Below are 26,559 nucleotides of genomic sequence, written 5' to 3' on the forward strand. Positions count from 1 at the left end.
CTTAGCTCAGCGCCACATTGGCGGTTGAGTCCGGCAGATCCTCGCCGAAGCAGCGCTGATAGAACTCGGCGATCAGACCGCGCTCCAACTCGTCGCACTTGTTGAGGAACGACAGCGCGAACGCGGTGCCGACGTCGCCGAAGATCTCCGCGTTCTCGGCCCAGGTGATCACCGTGCGCGGGCTCATCACCGTGGACAGGTCGCCGTTCATGAAGGCGTTACGGGTCAGCTCGGCCACGCGGACCATGTTCGACACGATCTTGCGGCCCTCTTCGTTGCCGTACGATTTCACCTTCGCCATGACGATTTCGACCTCGTCGTCATGGGGCAGGTAGTTGAGCGTGGCGACGATCGACCAGCGGTCCATCTGGCCTTGGTTGATCTGCTGCGTGCCGTGATACAGGCCGCTCGTGTCGCCGAGGCCGATCGTGTTGGTGGTCGCGAACAGGCGGAAGGCTGGATGCGGCCGGATGACCTTCGACTGGTCGAGCAGCGTCAGCTTGCCCGACACTTCCAGCACGCGCTGGATCACGAACATCACGTCGGGGCGCCCCGCGTCGTATTCGTCGAAGCAAAGCGCCGTGTTGGTCTGCAGCGCGTAGGGCAGGATGCCCTCGCGGAACTCCGTGACCTGCTGACCGTCCTTGATGACGATCGCGTCCTTGCCCACGAGATCGATCCGGCTCACATGGCTGTCGAGGTTGACGCGGATGCACGGCCAGTTGAGCCGCGCGGCCACCTGCTCGATATGCGTCGATTTGCCCGTGCCGTGATAGCCCTGGATCATGACGCGCCGGTTGTGTTTGAACCCCGCAAGAATCGCGAGGGTCACGTCGCGATTGAAAAGATAGTCCGGGTCGACGTCCGGGACGTGCTCGTCCGGCTGGGAGTAGGCCGGCACTTCGAGATCGCTATCGATGCCGAAAACTTGTCGTACGGAGACGGACATATCCGGGAGACCGGCGTCGTTCGTCGCTGTTTCAAGAGTCATGGTCGATGATGAACCTTTATCGGTGATGGGCGCGCATCGCGTCACTGGGACGGCGCCGAGACCCCTGCAAAATGGCGATTTCGCGGGAGTGTGGCGGCGCAGGCTATGCGAGCCCCGCTTGCCTTAGATAGTTATAGGCTTGGATGACTTCACGCAACTTGTCCTCGGAAGACCGGTCGCCGTTGTTGTGGTCCGGGTGAAGCCGTTTCACGAGCTCCTTGAACCGCGTTTTGATGTCTTGCTTGGTGGCGTCGTCTTCCAGGTTGAGCTGGCGGAGCGCCTTGCGCTCGAGGCGTTTCAGCGGGCGCTTGACCTTGCCGGGGGCTTCGCCCGCGGGGCCCTTCTCGCCGAACAGGCTGAATGGGTCCTTGGTCTCGAAACGGTAGCCATAGCCGCCGCGCGCGCCTCGGCCGCGCCCCTTGCTCTTGCCGTACGCGTTGACGCCGACGAACCAGGTGGGCCGGTCGCCGATCTGGTCGGATTTTTGCTGCGCCACCACTTCTTCGTCGGGCACGCCGGAAAAATAGTTGTAGCCCTTGTTGTATTCGCGCACGTGGTCGAGACAGAAGCGGTGATACTTCCCCTCCATCCCGCGCCCCTTCGGCGCCGGATAGAGTCCGGGATTGTTGCACCCCTCCCACTCGCATTTGGGCGATGAGTCGCGCAGCAAGCGATCCTCGTCGGGCTTGACCCTCAGGTGGTCGAATATTTTTGAATCGAGTTTCATGTGATCGGCATTATGGGAATCGTTATTGGGCACAACAAGGATGGCTCGACGATGACAATGGCGGTACTCTGTCCGATTAAGCTGATGCGTTCGCCGCATGGCGGCGAGCCGCGTGTCCCCGTCCTCCGAAGCGATCCTCCCATGGGATTGCTTCCGTGCGATTAAGAGTGCCGAGCCGAATGAGTGTCGAACAAACCATCAAGGAAAAGCTGACCGCGGCCTTCTCGCCCGAAGCGCTGCAGGTCGTCAATGACTCCCACCACCATGCCCACCATGCCGGCTCGCCCGGCACGGGCGAAAGCCATTTCTCCGTTATCGTGGTGTCGCCGGCTTTCGCGGGCAAGTCGCGGCTGGAGCGCCACCGCATGGTCAATGCGGTCCTGGCGGATGAGCTGTCGGGCAAGATCCACGCGCTGGCCGTGACCGCGCTGACGCCGGAGGATGCGGCGAAGCAGCCGGCCTAACGACCCCTAAGACGCGGAGTTTGCCGGCGGCTTGGCGTCCTTCGCCTCCGCCTCGTCGGCGTCTTCGTCCGGCGGCACCACGCGCAGGCGCGTGATGCGGTTGCGGTGCCGGCGGAGCACCTCGAAACGGAAACCGTGGAAGTTGAATGTCTGTCCCGGATTGGGGATGGCCTGCGCCTCGTGGATGACGAGGCCGGCTACGGTGGTTGCTTCCTCGTCCGGCAGGTCCCAATCCATGAGCCGGTTCACATCGCGGATCGGCACCAGGCCCTCGACGATGAGCGAACCGTCGGCTTGCGGCTGTGCGTCCGTGGCGGCCACATCGGTCTCGTCGGTGATGTCGCCGACGATCTCTTCGATGATGTCTTCCAGCGTGAGCAGGCCCATGACCTCGCCGTACTCGTCCACGACGATCGCGAAATGAGCCTTCCGTTTCAGGAAGGCCGCCAGCTGGGCTTTCAGCGTCGTCGTGTCGGGTACGAACCAGGGCGGGGTCGCCAGCGCCATCACGTCGATCTTGCTGCTGTCGCCGTCGACGTCGCGCAAAGCCTTGAACAGGACTCGCGCATGCAGAATGCCGACGATCTCCTCGCGCTCGCCCTTCCACAGCGGCAGGCGGGTGTGGGAACTCTGCAGCGCCTGATCGATGATCTCCTCAGGCGGCAGGTCCGCGTCGATGGCTTCCATCTTGGTCCGGTGCACCATGATGTCGGACACGTCGAGATCCCGCAGGTCGAGCACACCGCCCAGCATGTCGCGGTCGCCCTTCACCACGCCGCCTTCCTTGTGATGCAGCTCGATCGCGCCGCGGATCTCCTCATGAGCCGACAGGACGTCCGTCTCGTCGTCAATGTCCGTCCCGAATAGGCGCAGTGTGTGGCGGACGAGAAACTGCAGCGCGGCCGTCACCGGGGCAAGCAGGGCGACAAGAACCTTCAGGGCGGGGGCGACGGCAAGAGCCATCTTGTCCGCGTTCAGGATGGCGTAGGTCTTCGGCAAGACCTCGGCGAAGACCACCACGAGCGCCGTCATGACGAGCGTAGCATAGGCGACGCCGGCCTCCCCGAAAACGGACAGGAAGAGGCTCGTGGTCAGCGCGGAAGCGGCGATGTTGACGAGATTGTTCCCGAGCAGCAGTGCCCCGATCAGGCGCTCGCGCGAGTCGAGCAGGCGGTTCACGAGGCCTGCCCGGGCGCTTCCGTCTTCCTCCAGCGCATGCATGCGCGCCCGGCTCGCCGCCGTCAGGGCCGTCTCCGAGCCGGAAAAGAAGGCCGAGACGATCAGAAGGCCGACAATCGCGCCAAGCGTCAGTCCCAGAGCCAGCGTCATTGGGGTGCGCACTCCCGCTTAAGGAAGTCCGTCAACTCGGCCATGGAAACGTCGTCCTCGACGAATGCTTCGCCGATGCCGCGCGTCAGTACGAGGACCATCTTGCCGCCCTTGACCTTCTTGTCTTGGGCCATGAGCCGCAGCATCTCACCGGGCGTCGGCTTGTCGCCGGGAATGGCGGAAACTTCCGTCGGCAGGCCGACGGCCTTGAAATGAGCTTCGCGCGGGCCGCATCGTCGGCGGCGCACAGGCCGCGCTCGACCGAGTATGAGAAGGCCTGCCGCATGCCGATGGAAATCGCCTCGCCGTGGAGCAAGCGATCAGAATAGCCGGCGAAGGCCTCCAGCGCGTGACCGAAGGTGTGGCCGAGATTGAGAAGGGCGCGTTTGCCGCTGGTCTCGAGCTCGTCTTCCATGACGATGGCGGCCTTGGCGCGGGCGCTGGTCTCCACCGCGTGGCGGCGCTTGGCCGTGTCGCCGGCGAAAATGTCCCGCCAGTTCTCTTCGAGCCAGGTGAAGAATGGCGCATCGCCGAGAAGGCCGTATTTGGCGACCTCCGCATAGCCCGCGCGGAACTCCCGGTCGCTCAGCGTCGAGAGAACGGAGATGTCCGACAGGACGAGGCTCGGCTGATGAAACGTGCCGATCAGGTTCTTGCCCTGTTTCGTGTCGATGCCCGTCTTGCCGCCGATCGCGGAATCGACCTGGGCCAGCAGCGTTGTCGGCATCTGCACGACCCGGACGCGCGCCGCAGGATCGACGCGGCAAAGCCCGCGAGGTCGCCAACGACGCCGCCGCCCAGCGCGACGACACAATCGCCCCGCTCGACGCCGAGTTCGAGAAGCGTCTCGCTGAGCTTGGCGAGCACGGGAAAACTCTTGCTGGATTCGCCGGGTGCGACGACCGCCGAGCCGAGGAACAGGCCTTCCTCTTCGAGCCCGGCCTTGAGCGGGGCAAGATGCAGCGCGGCCACGTTGGCGTCGCTCACCACGGCAAAGCGCGCGCCCGGAAGCAGTGCCTTCAAGCGCTGGCCGGCGCCGGCGGTGAGGGCCTCGCCGATAACGATCGGGTAGCCGCGCGCGGTCAGCGCGACCAGGATCTCCGTCTCGCCGTTGTTCGTTCCGTGGGCTGTCTGCGTCTGCACCAAAATACTTCCGTTCCTCATTGCGCCTTATTGCGCCTTCGCCGGATCGCCGGTCTCTTGAGCGAGCCGGGCCGAAAGCGCGTCGATAATACTGCCCACCATGACGTCGTGGGGGGCTTCCTTGCTCTCCACGGTGATGTCCGCCTGCGCGTAGACAGGGTTCCGCTCGGCCATCAGTCTTTTCATCACGGTCTCGGGATTGTCCACCTGCAGCAAGGGTCTGTTGTCGCGGCGTCCGACACGTTTCATCAGGACGCGCAAGTTTGCTTTGAGCCAGATCGAAATCCCGTGCTCTTTGATCGCGGTTCGGGTGTCGGGATCCATATAGGCTCCGCCTCCCGTCGCCAGTACCTGGGGACCGTTTTCCAAGAGCCGCGCGATCACTTTCCGCTCGCCGGTCCGGAAATAGGCCTCGCCGTGCTCTGTGAAAATCTCGCTGATGCTCTGACCCGCGGCAGCCTCGATCTCGCTGTCGGCGTCCGTGAAGGGCAGGTTGAGAGACGCCGCCAGGCGCCGGCCCACGGCGCTCTTGCCGGCCCCCATGAGCCCGATCAGCACGAGGGAGTTCTTGCCCAAGGAGCGGCGGATTTCCGCGAGTTGCCGGTCGCGGTCGCTATTTTGTTCGGCAGTACGGTGAGTCATAAGACTAAGTCATAAGACATTGGGGTCGACGGACGTTTAAGTCGGGAGCGGAAGCCGCTAAAAAGGGGCCATGCTGACAGGGCGCCGCCGAATCGTCCATGATGGGATTCGCGAGGGGTTAAGGTGCTGCGGCGTTTTGAGTCATAATGCGGCCCTGTTCGAAACTGGACGATAATTAGGAAAACGAGCGCCCCGATGCCAACATTGTTTCGTTTCCTCGCGGTCTTAGGGACGATTGCCGGTGTCGTCGCTGGAAGCCTTTATGTGCTCGCTGAGTATTTTCAGCCAGAGCCGAAAGAAATCACCAAGGCCGTGCGGGGCCTCAAGGCCGAGCCGCGGCCAGTTTCGCCCACGGCCGCCACGGCGCAGGAGCCCTCCCTTGCCCTGCCGCCAAGCCATCGCGCCCAGTAGGCGCTGCCGGCCGATCCTCCGCCGAAACGTGGCGAGGGCATGAAAATGGCCCGTTCGAGCCCCTCTTTGCCGCCCACGTCGTCCTCGGAACTGGCGCTGTTCGTGGAAATGCTCATGGCCGAGCGTGGGGCGGCGTCCCATACAATCTCGGCCTATGCGCGCGACCTCTCCGGTTTCCTCGCGTTTCTCGCCGCCAAAAAGACGGATGCGGCCGCAGCCACTGCCGATCACGTTCGGGCCTATCTCGAGGTTTTGTCTGCCGACGGGCTGGCGCCGACGTCGCGGGCCCGCAAGCTCTCGGCCATCCGGCAATTTTTCCGGTTCCTGCTAGCTGAGGGGGTGCGGAAAGACGATCCCACGTCCGCGATCGACAGTCCCCGCCGGGGACGGCCACTGCCCAAGGTCCTGTCTCTCGCCGAGGTCGAGACCTTGATCGGGACGGCCAAGGAGGCCTGCCAAACTGCCGCCGAGGGCGCTCCGCGCCGCCGCGCCTACCGGCTCAACGCTCTCTTGGAAACGCTCTATGCCTCGGGTTTGCGGGTTTCTGAGCTCGTGGCTCTCCCACGCAACGTCCTTGCGGTCGACGACCGCGTCATGACCATCAAGGGCAAGGGCGGGCGTGAGCGCCTGGTGCCGCTGAACGATGCGGCGCGGGAAGCGCTCGCGGCCTATCTTGCCGTCCTGGCGCAGGAGCCGACGCTCAAGGCATCGCCCTTCCTATTCCCGACCGGCGACGGGGGCCAGCACATGACCCGACAGCGTTTCGGCCAGGAACTCAAGGCCCTGGCTCTGGCAGCGGGTCTCGATCCCGCGCGCGTCTCGCCCCACGTGCTGCGCCATGCCTTTGCCAGTCACTTGCTGGAACGGGGCGCCGACTTGCGGACCGTCCAGCAGCTCCTGGGGCATGCTGATATCTCCACGACGCAGATCTACACTCATGTGATCGAGGAACGGCTGCGGCGCTTGGTCGAGGAGCACCATCCGCTGGCCAAGGCGCAGTTAACGAAGCCGCGCTAGACTTGTTGCGGCCGGGCAGCCAATGGGTCCCAGTTGACAGGGCCTCGCGTCGAGGCCACTTAGAGCCGAATTTTGGTTGTTTTCTCTTTTGTCTTACGGATGCCCGCCTTGTGTCTTAAGGATGACCTGTACTTGGACAGGTTTGGGCGTCCAACGGGTTTAGCCGGGCTGCATGCGTACTTATCTCGATTTCGAAAAACCGATCGCGGAGCTTGAAAGCAAGGTCGCCGAATTGAAGGCTCTTGCGACCGATGGCGATTCCGTACCAATCAACGACGAGCTGACGCGGCTCGAAACCAAGGCGCGTGAAGCCCTCGTGGAAACCTATGCCGCGCTCACGCCCTGGCAGAAGACGCAGGTGGCGCGCCATCCGGAGCGGCCCCATTTCACCGATTACGTCCGGGATCTCGTGCGCGATTTCACGCCCATGGCGGGCGACCGCTATTTTGCCGAAGATGAGGCGATTATCGGGGGTATCGGCCGGCTCGCGGGCCGGTCCGTCATGGTCATCGGCCACGAAAAAGGGTCCGACACAGAGGGACGCATCAAGCACAATTTCGGCATGGCCGCCCGGAAGGGTACCGCAAGGCCGTCCGGCTGATGGAAATGGCCGACAAGTTCTCGCTGCCCGTGGTGAGCCTCGTGGACACGGCCGGTGCTATCCCGGTATCGGCGCGGAAGAGCGCGGCCAGGCCGAGGCGATCGCCCGGAGCACCGAGTGCTGCATGCGTCTTGGCGTGCCCATCGTTTCGCTGATCATCGGCGAGGGGGGGTCCGGCGGTGCCGTGGCCCTCGCCACCGCGAACCGGATCTTCATGCTCGAGCACTCGATCTACACGGTGGCGTCGCCCGAAGCCGCCGCGTCGATCCTGTGGCGGGATTCCGCGCGAGCCCAGGACGCGGCCACCAACATGAAGATCACCGCTCAGGACCTGAAGAATTTCGGCATTGTCGACGGGATCATCCCGGAACCCGTGGGTGGGGCGCATCGCGACCCGGAGGCCGTCCTGCGGGCGGCTGGCGATGTCATCGTGAACGCGATTGCCTGGTTCGACGACTACACGCCCGACCAGATCAGGAAAGAGCGGCGCGAAAAATTCATGGCCATGGGGCGTGAAGCTTAGGGGGCGCGAGTCCTAAGGGCAGTGAAGCGTAAGGGCCGCGACGCTACGTCTGCGAAGATGCATCTGACCCTCCAAGTCTCTTTTTGGTCCAACTGGCGCGCGAAAATCCTATAGTCTAGAAGCGATTGGGCTGTGGGGACGGCCTGATCGCGCCGAGGGTCGTGCCTCGCTAGCCAATCCGAATTGAACTCTGCCGGGGGTGCAAAAGGGCTCGCCGCATGCGTCGTTTCACGATCTTAGGGGCCATTCTTTGGGCCTGTGCGGTCGTCTCGGCGGCCGTCCTGGCAGGCTGCACGGACTACTACCCCCCGCATATGCGGCCCATGTCGAGCAAGATGCGCGCGCTGATGGCCGAAAAGGGTATGACTCCGTCCCAGCCCATCCTCATCCGTCTCTTCAAGTCCGAAGCCGAACTCGAGGTTTGGAAGCAGAAGGACGACGGGCACTACTACCTCCTGAAGACCTACTCGATCTGCAAATACTCCGGCGGGCTGGGGCCGAAGCAAAAGCAGGGCGACCTGCAGGCGCCGGAAGGGTTCTATGTGGTCGACAGGAAGCGGCTCAACCCGAAGAGCCATTATCACCTGTCCTTCAATATCGGCTATCCGAACGCGTTCGACCGGTCGCTGAATCGAACGGGCGCCAATCTTATGGTTCATGGCGAGTGCAAGTCGCGCGGCTGCTACGCCATGACGGATCCGGTCATCGAAGAGATCTATGCGCTTGTCGCCGAGGCCTTTGCCGGCGGGCAGGAGAAGTTTCAGGTCCACGCCTTTCCGTTTCGCATGACCACGGCCAACCTGGCGGCGCAGACCAGCAGCAAGTGGTTCGACTTCTGGGTCAACCTCAAGGAAGGTTACGACTACTTCGAAGCCACGCGGCTTGAGCCCCCGATCGCGGTTTGCGGCAAACACTACGTGTTCAATGCCGCCTTTCCGGGTGGGAACTACCCCGACCCCAGGCGTGCCTGCCCGCGGTATCAGAAGCTTCCCATGATCGCGTTCAAGCCCAAGCGGGAACAGCGCACCGTGGCGCAGTCCTCGCTCGCCGAACCGCTGGGCAAAGACATCAAGCTGCGCGTGGGCGAGGCAGCCCCCGTCTACAGCGTTATGACGCTGGGGCCGGCGACACCCGATCCGGAGGTGCAGGGCAAGGTGAAGGCCGGCGACAAGGATAAGGTCGCGCAGCGAGGCGCCTACCAGAACTGATGGGAGGCGCCTTCCCGGTTTCGGGGATCATCCTCTGGCCCTCTTTCTCAGGCTGATTGGCGCCCCTAGCATGGGGGTCCAACAACCGCGCTTGTCCGAAAGGGCTGACGATGCTGCGCTTACTCTTCGTCTCTGTACTCGTGGCCGTGCTCGCAGGTGGTGCGTACTACCTGTTCACGCCCGAGGGGCGGCAGCTCATCGACCGCGTGACGATCAACTGGGACCGCCAGGAAAATCGTGGGCACTTCCGGGCCGGCAGGCCCCTGCCGGGGACGCCGGACCTGAGCCGTTTCTCCGCGCGGATGAACGAAGCCAGCGTGAAGCCCGGCATGCCGGTCCACATCCGCATCTACAAGCTCGAGTCGGAGATCGAACTCTGGGTGCAAAAGAACGGCCGCTTCGAGCGCTTCGCCACCTATCCGATCTGCATGTGGTCCGGGCGCCTCGGTCCGAAGCTGAAGGAGGGCGACCGGCAGGCGCCCGAGGGCTTCTATACGGTGACAAAGGACGCGCTCAATCCCAACAGCGTCGAGCACCTGTCGTTCAATCTCGGCTTCCCGAACGCTTATGACCGCGGCAAGGGCCGCACCGGCTCGTTTCTGATGGTGCATGGCGGCTGCGCGTCGATCGGCTGCTTTGCCGTGACCGACGGGGTGGTGGACGAGCTCTGGGCGTTTATCACCGCGGCGCTCGACAACGGTCAGGCCCGCATCCCCGTCCACGCCTTTCCCTTTCGGATGACCGAGAAGAATCTGAGCCTCCGCTCGGGAGACAAATGGGCGCCGTTTTGGGCCAATCTGAAAACGGGGCACGATCTGTTTGCCCGCGACCGGGTGCCACCCAAGGTCAGCGTTTGCGACGGGGCGTACGTGTTCGAGCGGGGCAGCGCCGCCACGGTAGACAGCGTGGTCGAGGAGAATTGCCCCGATAGGGTAGCTGGCGACGGTCAGCGTGAACGCGCCGGCACTACAGAGGCCAGAAATACAGAATGAGCGGCGTGCCGGCGAGCAGCACGATAACGGAGAGCGGCAGGCCCAGCCGCCAGTAATCGCCGAAGCGGTAGCCGCCTGGGCCCATCACCAGCGTGTTGCATTGATGGCCGATGGGCGTCAGGAAATCGCAGGCCGCGCCGATGGCCACTCCCATCAGGAACGCATCGGGGTTGTAGCCCAGATTGCCGGCGAAGCTCGCGGCGATGGGCGCCATGACGAGTACCGTGGCCGCATTGTTGAGGAACGGCGTGACGGCCATGGCGGCGGCCATGAGCAGGAGCAGCGCCCCGTAGGCCGGCAGATAAGACGCGGTCTCCGACAGCCATCCGGCGATGAGGTCCGTGCCGCCCGTGGTACGCAGCGCATCACTGACGGGGATGAGCGCCCCCAGCATGACGAGGATCGGCCACTCCACCACGTCATAGGCTTCGCGCAGAGACAGCGAGCGCAGGAGCAGCAGCACGACCGCGGCGCCAAAGAAGGCGATGGCCACCGGCACGATGCTGAAGGCGACAAGCCCCATGGCGACGGTCAGGATGGCCAGGGGCAGGAGGCTGCCCCGCCGCCCGATCCGCAAGTCGCGTTCGGCCAGCGGCAGAAGGTGCAACTCGCCGAGCGTCTCCGGCATGGTGGTCAGATTGCCCTGAAGTACGACCACGTCTCCGGCGCGGAGCTTCACCGCGCGCAACCGGTTGGCGATGCGGCGCCCGGTCCGGCTCACGGCGAGGAGGTCCATGCCGTGCCGGTCGGCGAGCTTCAACTGGCCGACCGAATAGCCGATCAGCTCGGAATCCGGTGTGATGACCGCTTCCATGATGCCGATCTCGTCGCTGGGCGTGTCGCGCCCGTTGCCCTCTGCATGAGGCACCAGTGTCAGCTTCTCCAGCGCGACAAGCCGTTCCAGGGCGGAGGGCTCGCCGCGCAGGATCAGCACATCGCCCGCCCGGATGATGTTGTTTCCCGCCGGGTCGAAGCGGCGCACCGTTCCCCGAATCAGCGAGATGACTTCGACGTCGCCCTCGCTGAGATCCTCGAGCGCCTTCACGGTGATGTTGGCGGCAGGGGAGTCTTCGGGAACGGCGACCTCGGTCGTGTAGCCTTCCAAGGTGAAGGCCGCATCCATGGAGACGATCCCTTTGCGGTCCTTGGGCAAGAGACGCCAGCCGACCAGCAGAAACAGGAAGCCGATGAGCGAGAGGCAGGCGCCGACGGGCGCGAAGTCGAACATCTCGAAGGGCTGCCCGAGGGTCTGTTCGCGGACCCGGCTCACGATGATGTTCGGCGAGGTCCCGATCAGCGTGACGGTGCCGCCGAGGAGCGCGCCGAACGACATCGGCATCAGGAGGGACGACGGTGACGTTCCGCTGCGGCGGGAGACCTGGAACGCGACCGGCATCAGCATCGCCAGCGCGCCGATGTTCTTCACGAACCCGGACATGACGGTGACCGAGCCCACGAGGGCGGCGATCTGCCGGTAAACCGTCGTGAGGTAGGGGCCGAACTGGCGCACCAGCCGTTCGATCACGCCTGACCGGCCCACCGCGGCACTGACGATGAGGGCGCTGCCGACGATGATGACAATGTCGTCGCTGAACCCGGAGAAGGCTTTTTCAGGCGGCACGATGCCCGCGGCGATCGCGGCCAGGAGCGATAGCAGCGCGACGACGTCGTAGCGCAGGCGTCCCCAGATGAAGAGCGCCATCATGCCGACGACGATGGCGAAGGCGAGCGCTTGGTCGACCGTCATGGCGTTCGCGGGGTCCCCCTCTAGGCTTTCGCCCTACCGCGCCACCGGTGCGTTGGCTTCAAGCAGATAGTTGTCGCTAAAACGCCCCGTGGCAGTGCTTGTATTTCTTGCCCGACCCGCACGGGCAGGGCGCATTGCGCTGGACCTTGCCCCAGGTCGAGGGATCGGAAGGGTCAAGCGCCACGGCCGCGGCCTTGCGGGTGCGCATCGGCGCGGCCGCGCCGGATGCGGGCGCGGCTTCCGCACCCTCCAACGCAAACTCGTCCTCGCCCGTGGTGGGGTCGATGTGGTGGGCTTCCATGGGCGGCAGGTCGGTGATGTCCAGAGACGGCGCGTCGGATTCCTGCGCGATCTCGGCGTGCATAATTTGCCCGGTCACCGCTTCGCGCAGGCGCGCGAGCATCTGTTCGAACAAGGTGAAGCTCTCGCTCTTGAATTCGTTCAGCGGGTCCCGCTGGCCGTAGCCGCGCAGACCGATGACCTGACGCAAATGCTCGAGGGTCACGAGGTGCTCGCGCCACAGGCCGTCCAGGGTCTGAAGCAGTACCGCGCGCTCGAGTTGACGCATGGTCTCCGAACCGAACTTCGCGGCCTTGCGCGCGGCTGCTTCGTCGGTCGCCTTGATCAGCCGCTCGTGAATCTCGGCCTCGGCGATGCCTTCCTCGTCCGCCCAATCGGCGATCGGCAAGTCGAGGGCGAAGACGTCGTTGATTTTTTCCTTGAGCCCCTCCAGGTCCCATTGTTCGGGATAGGACTTCTCGGGGACTGCCTCGGCCACCAGATCGTCGACGACCTGACGGCGCATTTCCGCGACGGTCTCGGCGAGATCCTCGTCCGCCAGGAGTTCGCGCCGCTGCTCGAAGATCGCCTTGCGTTGGTCGTTCATCACGTTGTCGAACTTCACGACGTTCTTGCGGATGTCGAAGTTGCGCGCCTCGACCTTGCCTTGCGCCTTCTCCAGGGCCTTGTTGATCCAGGGATGGACGATCGCCTCGCCTTCCTTGAGGCCGAGCGCCTGCAACATGCCGTCCATGCGCTCGGATCCGAAGATGCGCATCAGATCGTCCTCGAGGGACAGGAAGAACCGGGAGGCGCCGGGATCGCCCTGACGGCCCGAACGGCCGCGGAGCTGATTGTCGATGCGGCGGCTTTCATGGCGTTCGGTGCCCACGACATAGAGACCGCCGGCCTCGAGCGCCTGCTTCTTCTTTGCCTGAATGTCCGCGTCGATCTCGGCGCGCTTCGCTTCGACTTCCGCGGGGCTGGGCTCCTTGCCTTTTTCGGCCTGCTGGGCGACCCAGTCCTCCAGCCGCATATCCAGATTGCCGCCGAGCTGGATGTCCGTGCCGCGGCCGGCCATATTCGTGGCGATGGTGATCGCGCCCGGCACGCCGGCCTGCGCAACGATATGCGCTTCCTGCTCGTGATAGCGCGCGTTGAGCACGTTGTGCGGGACTTTGCGCTTTTTCAGCAGCTCCGAGAGGATTTCCGATTTCTCGATCGAGGTGGTGCCGACGAGCATCGGCTGGCCGCGCTCCTGCGCGTCCCGGATCAGCTCGATGATGGCGTCGTATTTCTCTTTCGCCGTCCGGTAGACCTCGTCGTCTTCGTCTGCGCGCGCCATGGGCCTGTTGGTCGGCACTTCGACGACATCGAGACCGTAAATGTCCATGAACTCGTCTGCCTCGGTCAGGGCCGTGCCGGTCATCCCGCCGAGCTTGTTGTAGAGGCGGAAATAGTTCTGGAACGTGATCGTCGCGAAGGTCTGGTTCTCGGGCTGGATCTCGACGTGTTCCTTGGCCTCGAGTGCCTGGTGCAGGCCCTCGGAGAACCGGCGGCCGGACATCATGCGGCCCGTGAACTCGTCGATCAGGACGACTTCGTCGTTCTTCACGATGTAGTCGCGGTCGCGCTGGAACACTTTGTGGGCGCGCAGCGCCTGCTGGACGTGGTGAACCACGCTGACATTTCTCGCGTCGTAGAGAGAGTCGCCCTTGAGGAGGTCTGCTTCGATGAGGAGCTGTTCGATATGCTCGTTGCCCTCCTCGGTGAGCGACACCTGGCGGGTCTTCTCGTCGAGCTCGAAGTCTTCGTCTTTGAGCCTGGGGATGAACACGTCGATCGTGTTGTAGAAATCGGAGCGGTCGTCGAGCGGGCCGGAAATAATGAGTGGGGTCCGCGCCTCGTCGATCAGAATGGAGTCCACCTCGTCGACGATGGCGAAGGGGTGTCCGCGCTGGACCATCTCGCTTTCGAGATACTTCATGTTGTCGCGCAGATAGTCGAAGCCGTACTCATTGTTCGTGCCGTAGGTCACGTCGCACGCATACTGCGCCTTGCGCTGCTCGTCGTTCAGATCGTGTTCGATCGTGCCGACGGTGAGGCCCAGGAAGGAGTAGATCTGTCCCATCCAGGCGGCGTCGCGCTTGGCCAGATAGTCGTTCACCGTCACGACATGCACGCCCTTGCCCGTCAGCGCGTTCAGATAGACGGGGAGCGTGGCGACGAGCGTCTTGCCTTCACCGGTCTTCATCTCGGCGATGCGGCCTTCGTGCAGGACCATGCCGCCGATGAGCTGCACGTCGAAATGGCGCTGGCCCAACGTGCGCTTGGCAGCCTCGCGGACCGTGGCGAAGGCCTCCGGCAGGAGATCGTCGAGCGTTTCGCCCTTGGCAAGGCGTTCGCGGAATTCGTCGGTGCGGGCGCGCAGCGCCTCGTCGGAAAGGGTGGAAACATCCGGCTCGAGGGCGTTGATCGCCGCGACGACCGGATCGTACTTCTTCAGTTTGCGGTCGTTGGATGAGCCGAAGACTTTATTGGCAATGGCGCCGAGGGAAAGCATCGAACCGTTAGCCTCTCAATGGCGTAAGCCGGGCCGCGCGGGGCTCTTCTTAGAGCCCTGGAGGTCCTTGGCGAATGGAGTATGAGACCCCCGGCGGTTGTTCGCCGGTCCCTAGAAAAAACGGCGAGAAATGCCGGGGGTCAACGCCGGAGACATAAGTGGCGGTCCCTGCCTTGTCAACGCGAGCGGCGGGGCACTCGTGGCACCGTCAGGCAGGCTCTTTGGTGGCCGTAGTGCCCTGTTTGCCGATTTCGTCGAGCTGTTTCTGCAGCGAGAGCTTGTTCAGGCTTGCAAACGGCAGGTTGACGAAGATCGTTATGCGCTGAAACAGCATGCGGTAGGTGTCGTCGAAGGCCAGCGCACGCTCCGCGTCGGTGCCTTCGACCGCGGCCGGGTCGGGGAGGCCCCAATGGGCCGACATCGGCTGACCGGGCCAGATTGGACAGACTTCCTTGGCCGCGTTGTCGCAAACGGTGAAGACGAAATCGAGCTTGGGAGCATCGGGGCCGCTGAATTCCTCCCAGGACTTCGAGCGCAAGCCGGACACGTCGTAGTTCAGCTTCTGCAACAGGTTGAGGGCCATAGGGGTTGACCTGGCCGGCGGCATGCTGCCAGCGCTGTAAGCCTTGAATTTTCCGAGGCCTTCGCGGTTCATGATGCATTCGGCCATGATGGAACGGGCGGAATTGCCCGTGCATAGGAAAAGCACGTTCAGGGGATCGTTAGCGTCGCCGGTTTTCATGTCGGTTTCCTCCGTTCACTCCGAACAACACGTCGCAAGCGTCGTCTCGATCAATGGGCCGCAAACCGACGGGTCTCCCTGACAGCAGTCCTCCACGAGGAAGGACAGCAGCGCCCGGGTTCCTTCGAGATCCACGGCGTAGATCATGGACCGGCCTTCTTTGCGGGCCTGGACGAGGTTGGCGCGCGCAAGGATAGCCAGGTGGGATGACAGTGTGTTCTTCGGGATGCCGACCGCCTCGGCGATATCGCCCGCCGCCATCCCGTTGAAGCCCGCCCGGACCAGCAACCTGAAAACCTTGAGACGGGTTTCCTGTGCCAGCCCGCCCAGCGCGTCGACAGCCTCGATAATATCCATAGTTCTAGAACTATTGAATAAATAGAATCCTGTCAATTCCTGCGGGTTGGCAAGTCCCGAGGCCAACGCTAAGAAGGCATCTGGGGAAGCACCCAAACCCGCTCCGCCACCAGTCGATGTGATTAGGCCGGAGCCGAAGACGAGGATTAATCCAGTGAAATTGTGGTCAGCCTTGCTGCTCCTTGCAGCGTCGATGTTCCTTGTGCCGCCAGTACTCGCCGCCGACGCTGTCGTCGCGCGCGTGAACGGGGTGGAGATCAAACAGTCCGATCTAGACTTTGCCGCCTCCGAAGTCGGCCCGCGGCTCGGAACTGTCCGTCCCGACGACCGCAAGCGTATCCTCATGCAGTTCGTGATCGAGAACGAACTTCTGGCTGGCGCCGGCGAAAAGGAAAAGCTGGACGAGGCCGATACGTTCGCAAAGCGCGAGGCCTATCACCGGCGCCGCGCGCTGCGGGATGCCTATTTTGACAAGAACGTCACGGGCGGTGTTTCCGAAGCCGAAGCGAAGAAGGTCTTCGAAGAGAACATCGCCAAGGTGAAGCCGGAGCAGGAGATCAAGGCCCGGCACATTCTCGTCGATACCGAAGATCAGGCCAAGGCGATCAAGGCGGAGCTCGATGGCGGCGCCGATTTTGCCAAGCTCGCTTCGGAAAAGTCGAAGGACAAGAACGCCGAGGGCGGCGATCTCGGTTTCTTCACGCGCGGCCAGATGCTGAAGCCGTTCGAGGATGCGGCCTTCGCGCTCGACGTGGGTCAGATTTCCGATCCCGTGAAGACGAGCTTCGGCTGGCACGTGATCCAGGTCGAGGAGAAGCGCGATCAGAAGCTCCCGACCTTCGATGACGTCAAAGACCCCATCATGAGCCAGCTGGTGGTTCGCAAAGCCCAAACGGTCGTGAGCGACCTTCGGTCCAATGCCGACATTGAGATCATCGATCCGGATATCAAGCGGTCCATGGACGATGCGGCCATGCGGGGCGAAGCGCCGCCGCTGCCCGACGAAGAGTTCAACGAGGACCACTAGGATCGCCGGCGTTTCGGCTATGGACAAAGTCTCGCCGTTTGCCCCGGTGCACCTGCCGGTCTTGCCGCCGATCGAGGGGGTTCGTCTCGCGTCGTGCGAGGCCGGGATCCGCTATGCCGGCCGTACCGATCTGCTATTGGCGCTGTTCGACCTTCGAACCGCCGTTGCGGGCGTGTTCACCACGTCCAAAACGGCGTCGGCGGCGGTCGAATGGTGCCGCGAGCATGTGCGGCACGGCATGGCTCGGGCGCTGGTGGTCAACTCGGGCAACGCCAATGCCTTCACGGGCATGCGCGGGCGCGAGGCGGTCGCGGAAACGGTGCGGGCCACGGCGCGCATCGCCGATTGTCTCGATGCGGATGTGTATGTCGCCTCGACCGGCGTGATCGGCGAGCCGCTCGATCCGTCGAAATTCGTGGGCTCCCTCGCGGGGCTGGCGGACGAGGCGCGAGCCGACGCCTATGACATGGCGGCCCGCGCCATCATGACGACGGACACGTTCCCGAAGCTCGCCACGAGAACCTGCGAGATCGATGGGGTGACCGTCACGCTCAACGGTATCGCCAAGGGCGCGGGCATGATCGCCCCCGACATGGCGACCATGCTTTCCTTCCTGTTCACGGACGCGCCGATCGAGCCCGCCGCGCTTCAGTCCATTCTGTCGCCTTTGGTCGAAGACAGTTTCAACGCGATCACGATCGACAGCGACACGTCCACGAGCGACACGGTTCTACTTTTCGCGACAGGCGCGGCGGAGCGGCGCTCGTGTCCGCGCATCGCGGACGGCAACGACGAGCGGCTTGCCGGTTTCCGTGCGGCTCTGTTCGATCTCATGCGCGACCTTGCGCATCAGATTGTGAAGGACGGCGAGGGGCTCACCAAGTTCGTCTCGGTGACGGTCAAGGGAGCGGAGTCCAAGGCGGCGGCGCGCACCATCGCGAAGGCGATCTGCAATTCGCCTCTGGTGAAAACGGCGCTGGCGGGCGAGGACCCGAACTGGGGCCGCATCGTCATGGCCGTTGGCAAGGCCGGAGAGGCGGCCGACCGCGACCGGTTGGCGATCTGGTTCGGCGACATCGAGGTCGCGAAAGACGGCGAGGTGGCGCCCGCCTACAAAGAGGCGGATGGGGCGGCCTATATGAAGCGTCCCGAGATCGACATCACCGTGGATGTGGGCATCGGTGAGGGCACAGATACAATGTGGACCTGCGATCTCACCAAGGAATACATCGCCATCAACGCCGATTACCGGTCGTGACGGACTCTGCGGGCGCCAAGCCCCTTGTGTTGGTCGCCGCATGCGCGCTGGTCGATGACCGCGGTCGCGTCCTCATTTCACAGCGGCCCGAAGGCAAGCCGCTCGCGGGGCTCTGGGAGTTCCCAGGCGGGAAGCTGGAGGAGGGCGAGACGCCCGAACACGGTCTCGTCCGCGAACTCAACGAGGAACTCGGGATCGCGATTGAGCTAACTTCACTGAAACCTCTAACATTTTCGAGTTTTCCTTACCCCGACTTTCATTTGTTGATGCCAATCTATGCGTGTTGGCGTTGGCTGGGACAAGTCACCGCCAAGGAAGGACAGGCCATGGCGTGGGTCAGTCCGGCTGCCTTGGGCGAGTATGCGATGCCGCCCGCCGATGAGCCACTAAAGGGCCTATTGCCCGGATTGCTGGGGTTGTTGCTTGAAAGTGCGAAGTGCAAATAGATGCCGACTTGTGTCCATGCGGCAGCCGCCCGTCATCGCGCGTATCAAGGCCTTTGCTGCGGACAGGTCAGGCGCGACCGTTGTTGAGTACGGCCTCATCGCTGCTGCCATTGCGGGCGCAATCTTGATCGTAAACAGACTTCTCCAATCCAGTCTCTCGGACTTGGCAACTGAGCTTGCGGCAGCCCTCTCCCTTTAGCGCCTGTCTCGGTCGCCGGACGGCGGTCGCCGGAACGACGCCTTCGCGCCTCCCGGCTGCTCCGTCGTATTGAGCGCGTCCGCCAGGCGGCTTTGCGCGGACCCCGGCTTCAGCGGTTTCTGCTGGCTCGGGTCCGGGCCCCAGCCGCTCATGAAAACGAATTGGAATGTCGCGGCGACCTTGCCGTCCGGCGTGCCGTAGCGCGACCGGTACAGGTCTTCGGCGCGCATCAGCACCCGCCGCGATAAGGGCTTCTTGCTCCGGGCCACGAGCACGTTGCCGCCGCCGAGCGCGCGGATTTCCTGCATCAGCGCCCGGGGCGAGGGGTAGATCACCTCGAGCTCCTCGGTGTCCGTGACAGGCAGGGCGAAGCCGGCGCGTTGGAGAAGCGCGCCGTAGGATCGCACGTCCGCGAAGGGAGCGACGCGTGGAGACACCCCACCCTCGATCTCCTCTTCCGCTTCGAGCAGGCATTCCCGCAATTCGCCGAGCGCATTGGCGCCAAGTGCCGCGGCCATGAAGAGGCCGTCGGGAGCAAGCGCCCGGCGAATCTGGATGAGACTGCCAGGCAGATCGTTGACGCGATGAAGGGCAAGGCCCGAGACGACGAGGTTGAAGGCGCCGTCCTTGAACGGCAGCAGGTCTTCGTCGCAGACGATAGCGGGCGGCGGGCAGCGACGCGCATAGGCGAGCACGCTCTCCGCGTAGAACACGTCCTCGACGGACGGCAGTTCGGCGATGGTCCGCCCTAGAAGGCCGTGATAGGCGCCAAGGTCGAGCGCCCGGGGAAAGGCGCGCAACATGATCGCGACCCGATCCGCGATCTCACCGGCGACGTGGCCGATCAGGACTTCGCGATCTTCGATCTCCGCGGCAAAGCGGGCTCTGCGCTCGCGCAAGAGGCGCCGGTCGAAGAGAAGCGGGCCCTCGCTCATTGCGGCTCCTCATTCAATCGCTGACAACTTATAATTGTCGAGATGTCCATTGAAGCAACAAAGGTAGAGACCGCTTCCGCCTGGCGCACGGTGCTGCGCGCGGCGGCTGATCTCGTGCTGCCGCCCGTTTGCGTGGTCTGCCGCACCCCAATCGGGTTCCATGGGCTCCTTTGCGGTCCGTGTTTCGCCGGCATCGATTTCATCGCGCCTCCTTTATGTACGCGTCTCGGCGTGCCGCTTCCCTACGATACGGGGGAACCGTATCTATCGGCGGCAGCGATCGCTGCGCCGCCGGTCTACGACAGGGCCCGGGCGTGGGCGCGCTATTCGCAGACCATGCGCGATCTGATCCAGAGCTTCAAATACCGCGACCGGCAGGACGGCTTGCGCCTGTTTACCCGATGGCTCGTGCGGGCCGGGTCCGAGCTCCTGGCCGAAGCTGATCTGGTCGTGCCGGTTCCGCTTTACCGGTCGCGGCTGTGGTCGCGGCGTTTCAATCAGTCGGCCCTGCTGGCGCGGGGGATCGAGCGTCACACGCGTGTCCCCGCCGACTGTTTCGTGCTGCGCCGGACGCGCCGCACGGCAAGCCAGGTGGGGTTGTCGGCGGCGCAGCGGAGGCGCAATGTCGCCGGAGCGTTTAAGGTGTCGCCGTCGCGCGCACATATGATTGCCGGGAAATCGATCGTGCTCGTAGACGATGTGATTACCACCGGCGCCACGATCGAGCTTGCGCCCGCGTCCTGAAACGGGCGGGCGCGGCGCGCGTGGACGTGCTGGCCTTGGCCCGGGCCGTTGAACCGGCGGCGTTCGTGCTTTAGGTAGCGCGGTCTGCCGCAGGACGGCTCGCATCCCTGCCGGCACAATACTGGAACGGTCCGGAGAGGACCAACGATCGAGACTTGAGAATGGGTTCTGACACTGCCAATCGTTTTCGCGCCGCGCTCGTGCAATTGCGCGCCGGGCGGGTGATTGCGGACAATTTGATCGCGGCCGAGGCTTTGATCCGCGAAGCGGCCAAAGGCGGCGCCAACTATATTCAGACCCCTGAGAATACCGCGCTGATGGAACTCGAGCCCGAGCTCGTGCGGAGCCAGGTCCAGCCGGAAGGCGAAAGCTGCCCGCTGGCCGTGTTCCGCGCTCTGGCGGCCGAGCTCGGCGTTTGGCTGCATATCGGATCGCTCGGCGTCAAAGCGGACGACGGGCGCATCGCCAACCGCTCGTATCTCATGGCGCCTGATGGCACGGTCGCAGCCCGCTATGACAAGCTGCATATGTTCGACGTCGATCTTCCGAATGGCGAGTCCTATCGGGAGTCCGACAACTACACGCCTGGCAGCAAAGCGGTCCTCGCGGACTTGACGCCCGGCGGCGTGCCCGCGCGGCTCGGCATGACCATTTGCTACGATTTGCGCTTTGCCGCGCTGTATCGGGCGCTGGCCATCGCCGGAGCGAATATGATCGCCATTCCCGCGGCCTTCACCAAGCACACGGGCGAAGCGCATTGGCATGTGCTGCTGCGGGCGCGCGCCATCGAGACCGGCGCATACGTGTTCGCGGCGACGCAGGGCGGCCTTCACGAGAACGGCCGCTGGACGTTCGGGCACTCGATGATCATTTCGCCCTGGGGCGAGATCCTGGCCGAAGCTGGCGCCGACCCGTGCGTCGTGTTCGCCGACATCGACCTTGCCCTGGTCGAGGAGGTCCGGGCCCGGGTCCCCGCGCTCACCCATGGACGGCCGTTCGAGATCGAGATTGCGACACCTGACGGCGAGCCCATGAAGCGGCAAGCGTCATGATCCGTTACTCCCTCAAATGCGGGACGGGGCACCAGTTCGACGCGTGGTTCTCGTCCAGCGACTCCTATGACGAGCAATGCGAGGCCGAAGTGATCCGTTGCCCGGAATGCGGCAGCGCGGATGTCCAGAAGGCGCCCATGGCGCCTGCGGTGCTGCGTGGCCAACGGCGTGCGCCGGCACGGGACGAGGCGCCGTCCCCGGCCGATGGCCCGCTGACGGGCCCCCAAGATTCGGAGAAAGGCCAAAGTTACGCCTTTCTCAAGGGCCTGAGAGAGCACTTGAAGGCCAATGCCGACGATGTCGGCGACAAATTCGCCGAGGAAGCGCGGAAAATGCACCACGCGAAGCCGAAGAACGGGATATCTACGGCGAGGCGACCGTCGATGAGGCTAAGTCGTTGTATGAAGAGGGAATTCCGGCGCTGCCGTTGCCCAAGCTGCCCGACGAGCACAACTAGCCGGACCGGGTTCGCCGGGCCATGTTACCCGCGGGGTAACCTCTTGTTTGGGGCTGTCACGTATACCTCAACAATAATTCGCGAAGTGCCGTGGAAATGTCGGGATGCCTCTGCAATGATGAGGGTGCCGGACGGTTGGATCGCGCATAACCAGGGAACGAATCATGCGCCATACTTTTCAACAGCAACCACGGCCTTGGACCCTTCTCTCGGCGTTCCGGCCGTTGGTCGCCGTGTGTTTCGCGGTCCTTCTGCTCGCCCAGCCGGCGGCCGCAGAGACGAACAAGCACGCGACCTCGCCGGACCTCGATCTCAGCATGCCCCAGGGGCTCGATGCCCAGCCGCAGCCCGTCTATCCGGACGATCGGTTCGGCACGACCGACACATCGGCGACCGACACATCGGCGACGGACGCGGACTCTGACGAGGCTGACTCGGATGAGCCGGCCAGAAGCGCATCGCGCTCGCCGGCCGAGGAGCCGGAATCGTCTCTAACCAGTGATCCGGACATCGAGACGCTCAAGAGCGACGATCTGGCCGACGTTGAAGCGCCCATCGAGCCGAAGACCCCGATCATTATCGCCACGGTCGACAAGACGGCGCAGGAAATGACGGTGTTTGTCGATGGCGTCGAGAAATATCGCTGGCCGGTGTCCACGGGTCTGCCCGGCTATGCGACGCCCTCGGGCACGTTCAACGCCAAGTCCATGAACAAGATTTGGTACAGCAAGCAATTCGACAACGCGCCCATGCCCCATGCGGTCTTCTTCACGAAGAAGGGGCATGCCATTCATGCCTCCAACGAGGTCAAGAAGTTGGGCCGGCCGGCGTCTCATGGCTGTGTCCGCCTGTCGCCGAAGAACGCGGAGACCTTCTTCAGTCTCGTGAAAGAGACGGGTCTCGACCGCACGGAAGTCGTTCTGACCGGGTCGACCCCGGGCGGCGACTACAAGATCGCCCATCCGGACCGCCGTTACGATCCGTACCAGGACTATGGCCGCCCGGCCTATCCGCGTTACGCCCCGAACCGGAATTACCAGCGCTACGGTTACAATGAAATCCAGCCGCGGGCGGAGCGCCGCCGCCGTGTGTTCGTGCCGCGCAATCAGCAGCGCCAGTACCGCCGTGCCCCGCGCCGTGGCAACTGGTTCCGCGCACCGGGGTACTAGGTGCCGAGGTACTAGGCCACGGCCTTGCGGCCGTGGCGTTGTGTTCGTCGCTAGGGCCGCGCGCCGGACCTAGGCCGCCAGTAAGCGTTCGATCGGGACGTCCAATGCCTCGTCGCGCGGGCGGGTAAGGTAGAGTTCAGCCAGGAGATAGCCTTCCGTCTCCTTGCCCGAAGGTCGATGCCCCGCTCGGTCAGTTGCTCTATGACTTTGTCTTGCTCGTCCCTGGATGCGAATCTCCGCTGGACGAACAGCCGCTGGCTGAGCTTCTCCGTCACGAAGCCCGCTCTGCCGAGGGTCTCCGCAATCGCGTCGAACGGGAACATGCGCAGCACGAAGTTGGCGAACCAGGGGCGCCTGCCCTTGGTGACCGCCGGTAGGAGTTCCTCGAAGCTCTTCTCCGTCACGTAGCCGACACATCCAGTCGACGTCACCAAGTCGACTGGAGCGAGATCTGCCCAGACATCCTGCGGGAGAGACTCGGTCTCGAGATCCATTGCGAGCCCTTGATCCAGGAGACCCGCTCTCTCGCCATACGCGACCGCATTCCCGGCTACGTCGAGGCCGATCACCTCGATGTCTTCGACCTGTTCCAGCTGGGCAAAGAAGTCGGAGTCTTGCTCGACGACCTCTTGGGCGGTGGCGCCGGCTTGCTCCAAGCGAGCCCATCGATCGTAAAGGTCTTGAATGGAGAGGTCGTGTTTCAGCAGGGCCGCATTGATGCCGTAGGAACAACCGATGTCCAGGACGTGGACCGTCTCATCGGTCTTCTCGTGCCGCAACCCGATTAGCTGTTGGAGGATTGGCTTGGCCGTTCCAGGGATTTTATATCCAACACTTTCAAGCTCGCGAAAATAGGCGCGCGGATCGGCGTGATCGTAGATGTGATCCATCGTCGCTTTGGCGTCGTTGATCTCGTCGAATTGGTGTTCATCTAGCATTCGCCCTCCCGGGTTGGTTGCCCCCCTCGCGTCAGAATGAGCACGCGAAACTGCACGCGCCCGCATTCCGTCTGTGAAACGGCATGCGGGGCGTCATGGCGACGCGCCGAAGCGGTCCCGTAGGGAGGTGTCATTGTTTTGGCTTAGGTGCGCGAAGCTAGCATGACCGCCTCACGGTTCTCAACCGAGCGGCCGACGTTTATCAAAGAATCGCGCGAATCATACGGAAAATAGGGTTTCCGTTGAGGGTTTTGCGGCGATCCGCGTTTTTCTTTCGCATGAATTGTGATGCCGGCGTGCCCTAAACAGGCGCTGCGGGCGTCGCCGTCACGAAGTAGTTGACGTCCGTATCGCGTGACAGGCGCCAATCGTCCGCCAACGGATCGTATGTCATGCCGGTAAGGTCGGTGGATTGCAGCCCGGCCCCGGCGAGGGCTGCCTTCAGTTCCTCGGGCGTGACGAACCGGTCCCATTGATGCGTGCCGGCCGGAACCCAACGCAGGACGTATTCCGCGCCGACAATGGCGAGCGCATAGGACTTGAGTGTCCGGTTCAGCGTCGAGAGGATCATGACGCCGCCATCGGCCACGAGAGGCGCGAGCCGGGCGAGGAAGGCCGGCACATCGGGGACGTGCTCCACCACTTCGAGCAGAAGGACGACATCGAACCGGCGGCCCTGTTCCGCAACGGCCTCCGCCGCCGTCGCCTCGTAGCCGATCGCAAGGCCGGCGCCGTCCGCATGAGCCTTGGCTGCGGCGATGGTTTCGGTCCCGGGATCGATACCTGTCACCGTTGCCCCGAGGCGGGCCAGGGGCTCGGACACGAGGCCGCCCCCGCAGCCGATATCGAGGACGCGGAGACCCTCGAGGCACGGCGGGTCCTTGGGATCCCGTCCGAACTGCGCGCAGAGCCGGTCCCGAATATAGGTGAGCCGCGTCGGGTTGAGACGGTGCAGCGGGCGGAATGGCCCGCTTTCGTCCCACCATTCGTCGGCGAGTTTCGCGAATTGCGCCACTTCGCCTGAGTCGAGCGTGGAAGGGGCGGCCGTCGCGGCGGTATCCTGGGATGCGGTCATGGCCGCATTGGCGGCGGCGCGCCTCGCCCTGTCAAGGCCATGCCTCGCCCAGTCAAAGCAATGGCCGAAGTCCCGCGTGCCTGTTGCAGCCTGCAACCCTTATCAGTAGAAAGACCCGAAAGTTCCGGCCGGTCCCGATCCCAAGGGCCGGCCCTCTTCTTGTGAGCCGGTATGTCTTTGCTTGTGTTGAAATTTGGTGGCACCTCGGTTGCGGATATCGATCGGATCCGCAGCGTGGCCGCGCATGTCAAGCGCGAGCACAATGCTGGGAATGCCTGCGCCGTTGTGGTCTCGGCCATGGCGGGCCAGACCAACAGACTGGTCGCCTGGGTCGAAGAGGCTTGGGGCTACAAGGCCGACGGCGACGGAGGGGCGGACGTGTCCGCGCTCTACGATTGCCGCGAGTACGACGCGGTTGTCTCGTCGGGCGAGCAGGTGACGTCGGGGCTTCTGGCCTTGGTACTGCAGTCCATGGGCGTGAGCGCGCGCTCGTGGCAGGGCTGGCAGATCCCCGTGCACACGGACGATGCGCATCAGAGGCCCGCATCACCGGCATCGAGGTCGACAAGAAGGCAGCGATGCTCGGTGGCGAAGTCGCCGTTTGCGCCGGCTTCCAAGGCATCGCCCCCGAACAACCGGATCGCGACGCTCGGCCGGGGCGGGTCCGATACGAGTGCTGTGGCCCTCGCCGCGGCGCTTCAAGCGGATCGCTGTGATATCTACACCGACGTGGACGGGGTCTACACGACCGACCCCCGTGTGGTCAGCAAGGCCCACCGGCTCGATCGCATCTCCTACGAGGAAATGCTGGAGATGGCTTCGCAAGGAGCCAAGGTCCTGCAGACGCGCTCGGTGGAAATGGCCATGCAATGGAGCGTGCCCGTGCTTGTGCGCTCCAGCTTCGATGCGCCGGATATGCCCGGCAACCCCGACACGGGCGAGGGGATTGGTACACTCGTTTGCCATGAGGATGAGATCATGGAGCAGAATGTCGTCAGTGGAATTGCTTACGCGCGGGACGAAGCCAAGGTGACGCTGCTGAAGGTGGCCGACAAACCGGGCGTGGCTGCGCGCGTGTTCGGCCCCCTATCGGACGCTCATATTAATGTCGACATGATCGTTCAGAACGTGTCCGAAGATGGGAAGTCGACGGATCTGACCTTTACCGTCCAAAGCGCGGATCTCGATCGAGCGCTCGAGGTGCTGAAATCGGCCAAGGACGAGATAGGCTACCTCGATCTGCGCGGGGCGACCGACATCGCCAAGGTCTCGGCCATCGGCGTCGGGATGCGGAGCCACGCGGGCGTTGCAGCCCAAATGTTCAGCGCGCTTGCCGAAAAGGGCATCAATATCGAGGCGATATCCACGTCCGAGATCAAGATTAGCGTATTGATCGACGCCGCCTATGCCGAGCTTGCGGTGCGAACCTTGCATACCCTTTTTGGGTTGGACGGCGCTTAGACGCGACAAATTAGGCTACTCTAGCCGTTCACAGTGGGGAAGCTCGAGATCCGCCCTATAGG

General features: G+C 63.8%; 23 protein-coding genes and 3 pseudogenes. 14 read left to right on the top strand and 12 right to left on the bottom strand.

The window, feature by feature from the left end:
* Position 1: 1 nt before the first annotated feature.
* Positions 2 to 991 (bottom strand): cobaltochelatase subunit CobS, encoded by a 990-nt coding sequence (gene cobS, locus AUC70_RS03710; RefSeq protein WP_069443660.1) that lies wholly within the window; start codon positions 989 to 991, stop codon positions 2 to 4.
* A gap of 103 nt (positions 992 to 1,094) precedes the next feature.
* Positions 1,095 to 1,718, bottom strand: a complete 624-nt coding sequence (locus AUC70_RS03715) for a J domain-containing protein (RefSeq protein WP_069443661.1) — start codon at positions 1,716 to 1,718, stop codon at positions 1,095 to 1,097.
* 179 nt (positions 1,719 to 1,897) lie between these two features.
* Between AUC70_RS03715 and AUC70_RS03720 the strand changes: the two genes are divergently transcribed.
* A complete protein-coding gene (locus AUC70_RS03720) occupies positions 1,898 to 2,182 on the top strand; it encodes a BolA family protein (RefSeq protein WP_069443662.1) in 285 nt (94 codons plus the stop codon).
* 6 nt (positions 2,183 to 2,188) lie between these two features.
* Here the strand turns inward: AUC70_RS03720 and AUC70_RS03725 are convergent, their stop codons facing one another.
* The 3 genes and pseudogenes from AUC70_RS03725 to AUC70_RS03735 all read right to left on the bottom strand — a co-directional run bounded on the left by AUC70_RS03725 (position 2,189) and on the right by AUC70_RS03735 (position 5,296).
* Positions 2,189 to 3,511 carry an HlyC/CorC family transporter gene (locus AUC70_RS03725; protein WP_069443663.1) on the bottom strand — a complete coding sequence of 441 codons (1,323 nt, stop codon included), beginning with the start codon at positions 3,509 to 3,511 and terminating at the stop codon, positions 2,189 to 2,191.
* Positions 3,508 to 4,675, bottom strand: a pseudogene (gene aroB / locus AUC70_RS03730) (3-dehydroquinate synthase). Before aroB ends, AUC70_RS03725 begins: the two are co-directional and overlap by 4 nt.
* A gap of 6 nt (positions 4,676 to 4,681) precedes the next feature.
* Positions 4,682 to 5,296 carry a shikimate kinase gene (locus AUC70_RS03735; protein WP_069443664.1) on the bottom strand — a complete coding sequence of 205 codons (615 nt, stop codon included), beginning with the start codon at positions 5,294 to 5,296 and terminating at the stop codon, positions 4,682 to 4,684.
* 450 nt (positions 5,297 to 5,746) lie between these two features.
* Here AUC70_RS03735 and xerD point away from each other — a divergent pair, with 450 nt between their 5' ends.
* From xerD to AUC70_RS03760, 4 genes and pseudogenes are all read left to right on the top strand, one after another.
* A complete protein-coding gene (xerD, locus tag AUC70_RS03745; protein ID WP_083241226.1) occupies positions 5,747 to 6,724 on the top strand; it encodes a site-specific tyrosine recombinase XerD in 978 nt (325 codons plus the stop codon).
* Between the two features lie 172 nt (positions 6,725 to 6,896).
* Positions 6,897 to 7,848 (top strand): annotated as a pseudogene (locus AUC70_RS03750) (acetyl-CoA carboxylase carboxyltransferase subunit alpha).
* Between the two features lie 218 nt (positions 7,849 to 8,066).
* Positions 8,067 to 9,056, top strand: coding sequence for a L,D-transpeptidase family protein (locus AUC70_RS03755; protein WP_069443667.1), 990 nt, complete (start codon positions 8,067 to 8,069; stop codon positions 9,054 to 9,056).
* A gap of 110 nt (positions 9,057 to 9,166) precedes the next feature.
* A complete protein-coding gene (locus AUC70_RS03760) occupies positions 9,167 to 10,048 on the top strand; it encodes a L,D-transpeptidase family protein (protein WP_069443668.1) in 882 nt (293 codons plus the stop codon).
* Here AUC70_RS03760 and AUC70_RS03765 read toward each other — a convergent pair.
* From AUC70_RS03765 to AUC70_RS03780, 4 genes are all read right to left on the bottom strand, one after another.
* Positions 10,023 to 11,795 carry an SLC13 family permease gene (locus AUC70_RS03765; protein WP_069443669.1) on the bottom strand — a complete coding sequence of 591 codons (1,773 nt, stop codon included), beginning with the start codon at positions 11,793 to 11,795 and terminating at the stop codon, positions 10,023 to 10,025. The two genes, AUC70_RS03760 and AUC70_RS03765, sit on opposite strands and share 26 nt — an antisense overlap.
* 76 nt (positions 11,796 to 11,871) lie before the next feature.
* Positions 11,872 to 14,637, bottom strand: coding sequence for a preprotein translocase subunit SecA (gene secA / locus AUC70_RS03770; protein WP_069443670.1), 2,766 nt, complete (start codon positions 14,635 to 14,637; stop codon positions 11,872 to 11,874).
* Between the two features lie 208 nt (positions 14,638 to 14,845).
* Positions 14,846 to 15,379, bottom strand: coding sequence for an arsenate reductase ArsC (locus AUC70_RS03775; protein WP_069443671.1), 534 nt, complete (start codon positions 15,377 to 15,379; stop codon positions 14,846 to 14,848).
* A 15-nt stretch (positions 15,380 to 15,394) separates the two neighbouring features.
* Entirely contained in the window at positions 15,395 to 15,736 is a 342-nt protein-coding gene (locus tag AUC70_RS03780) for an ArsR/SmtB family transcription factor (protein ID WP_069443672.1), read from the bottom strand.
* Between the two features lie 154 nt (positions 15,737 to 15,890).
* Between AUC70_RS03780 and AUC70_RS03785 the strand changes: the two genes are divergently transcribed.
* The 4 genes from AUC70_RS03785 to AUC70_RS03800 are packed head-to-tail and all read left to right on the top strand — an operon-like array spanning position 15,891 to position 18,666.
* Positions 15,891 to 16,763, top strand: coding sequence for a peptidylprolyl isomerase (locus AUC70_RS03785; RefSeq protein WP_141701939.1), 873 nt, complete (start codon positions 15,891 to 15,893; stop codon positions 16,761 to 16,763).
* A gap of 19 nt (positions 16,764 to 16,782) precedes the next feature.
* A complete protein-coding gene (gene argJ, locus AUC70_RS03790) occupies positions 16,783 to 18,021 on the top strand; it encodes a bifunctional glutamate N-acetyltransferase/amino-acid acetyltransferase ArgJ (protein ID WP_069443673.1) in 1,239 nt (412 codons plus the stop codon).
* On the top strand, positions 18,018 to 18,467 hold the full coding sequence (locus AUC70_RS03795; RefSeq protein ID WP_069443674.1) for a (deoxy)nucleoside triphosphate pyrophosphohydrolase: 450 nt from the start codon (positions 18,018 to 18,020) through the stop codon (positions 18,465 to 18,467). The genes argJ and AUC70_RS03795 overlap by 4 nt, the downstream gene beginning before the upstream one ends.
* A 16-nt stretch (positions 18,468 to 18,483) precedes the next feature.
* Positions 18,484 to 18,666 (top strand): Flp family type IVb pilin, encoded by a 183-nt coding sequence (locus AUC70_RS03800; protein ID WP_069443675.1) that lies wholly within the window; start codon positions 18,484 to 18,486, stop codon positions 18,664 to 18,666.
* On the opposite strand, the gene AUC70_RS03805 is transcribed toward AUC70_RS03800, so the two are convergent.
* The gene (locus tag AUC70_RS03805) at positions 18,663 to 19,601 is read right to left on the bottom strand and encodes a class I SAM-dependent methyltransferase (protein WP_069443676.1); all 939 of its coding nucleotides are present in this window, start codon (positions 19,599 to 19,601) and stop codon (positions 18,663 to 18,665) included. The two genes, AUC70_RS03800 and AUC70_RS03805, sit on opposite strands and share 4 nt — an antisense overlap.
* A gap of 42 nt (positions 19,602 to 19,643) precedes the next feature.
* On the opposite strand from AUC70_RS03805, the gene AUC70_RS03810 reads away from it, so the two are divergent.
* The 4 genes and pseudogenes from AUC70_RS03810 to AUC70_RS18525 all read left to right on the top strand — a co-directional run bounded on the left by AUC70_RS03810 (position 19,644) and on the right by AUC70_RS18525 (position 23,023).
* Positions 19,644 to 20,345 (top strand): ComF family protein, encoded by a 702-nt coding sequence (locus AUC70_RS03810; RefSeq protein WP_141701940.1) that lies wholly within the window; start codon positions 19,644 to 19,646, stop codon positions 20,343 to 20,345.
* Positions 20,346 to 20,506: 161 nt separating this feature from the next.
* Positions 20,507 to 21,397: a carbon-nitrogen hydrolase family protein gene (locus AUC70_RS03815; RefSeq protein WP_069443677.1), complete on the top strand. Its 891-nt coding sequence runs from the start codon at positions 20,507 to 20,509 to the stop codon at positions 21,395 to 21,397.
* Positions 21,394 to 21,684 (top strand): annotated as a pseudogene (locus AUC70_RS18520) (DUF1178 family protein); the annotation flags it as partial. The gene AUC70_RS03815 and the pseudogene AUC70_RS18520, both read left to right, overlap by 4 nt.
* A gap of 334 nt (positions 21,685 to 22,018) precedes the next feature.
* Entirely contained in the window at positions 22,019 to 23,023 is a 1,005-nt protein-coding gene (locus AUC70_RS18525) for a L,D-transpeptidase (protein ID WP_342021951.1), read from the top strand.
* 50 nt (positions 23,024 to 23,073) lie between these two features.
* On the opposite strand, the gene AUC70_RS03825 is transcribed toward AUC70_RS18525, so the two are convergent.
* The gene (locus tag AUC70_RS03825; RefSeq protein WP_069443679.1) at positions 23,074 to 23,961 is read right to left on the bottom strand and encodes a hypothetical protein; all 888 of its coding nucleotides are present in this window, start codon (positions 23,959 to 23,961) and stop codon (positions 23,074 to 23,076) included.
* 301 nt (positions 23,962 to 24,262) lie between these two features.
* Positions 24,263 to 25,036: a bifunctional 2-polyprenyl-6-hydroxyphenol methylase/3-demethylubiquinol 3-O-methyltransferase UbiG gene (gene ubiG, locus AUC70_RS03830; protein ID WP_069443680.1), complete on the bottom strand. Its 774-nt coding sequence runs from the start codon at positions 25,034 to 25,036 to the stop codon at positions 24,263 to 24,265.
* Positions 25,037 to 25,207: 171 nt separating this feature from the next.
* Between ubiG and AUC70_RS03835 the strand changes: the two genes are divergently transcribed.
* Positions 25,208 to 26,497: an aspartate kinase gene (locus AUC70_RS03835; RefSeq protein ID WP_244505482.1), complete on the top strand. Its 1,290-nt coding sequence runs from the start codon at positions 25,208 to 25,210 to the stop codon at positions 26,495 to 26,497.
* The last annotated feature ends 62 nt before the right edge of the window (positions 26,498 to 26,559 follow it).

It is taken from the genome of Methyloceanibacter stevinii, from assembly GCF_001723355.1.
Classification (GTDB): domain Bacteria; phylum Pseudomonadota; class Alphaproteobacteria; order Rhizobiales; family Methyloligellaceae; genus Methyloceanibacter; species Methyloceanibacter stevinii.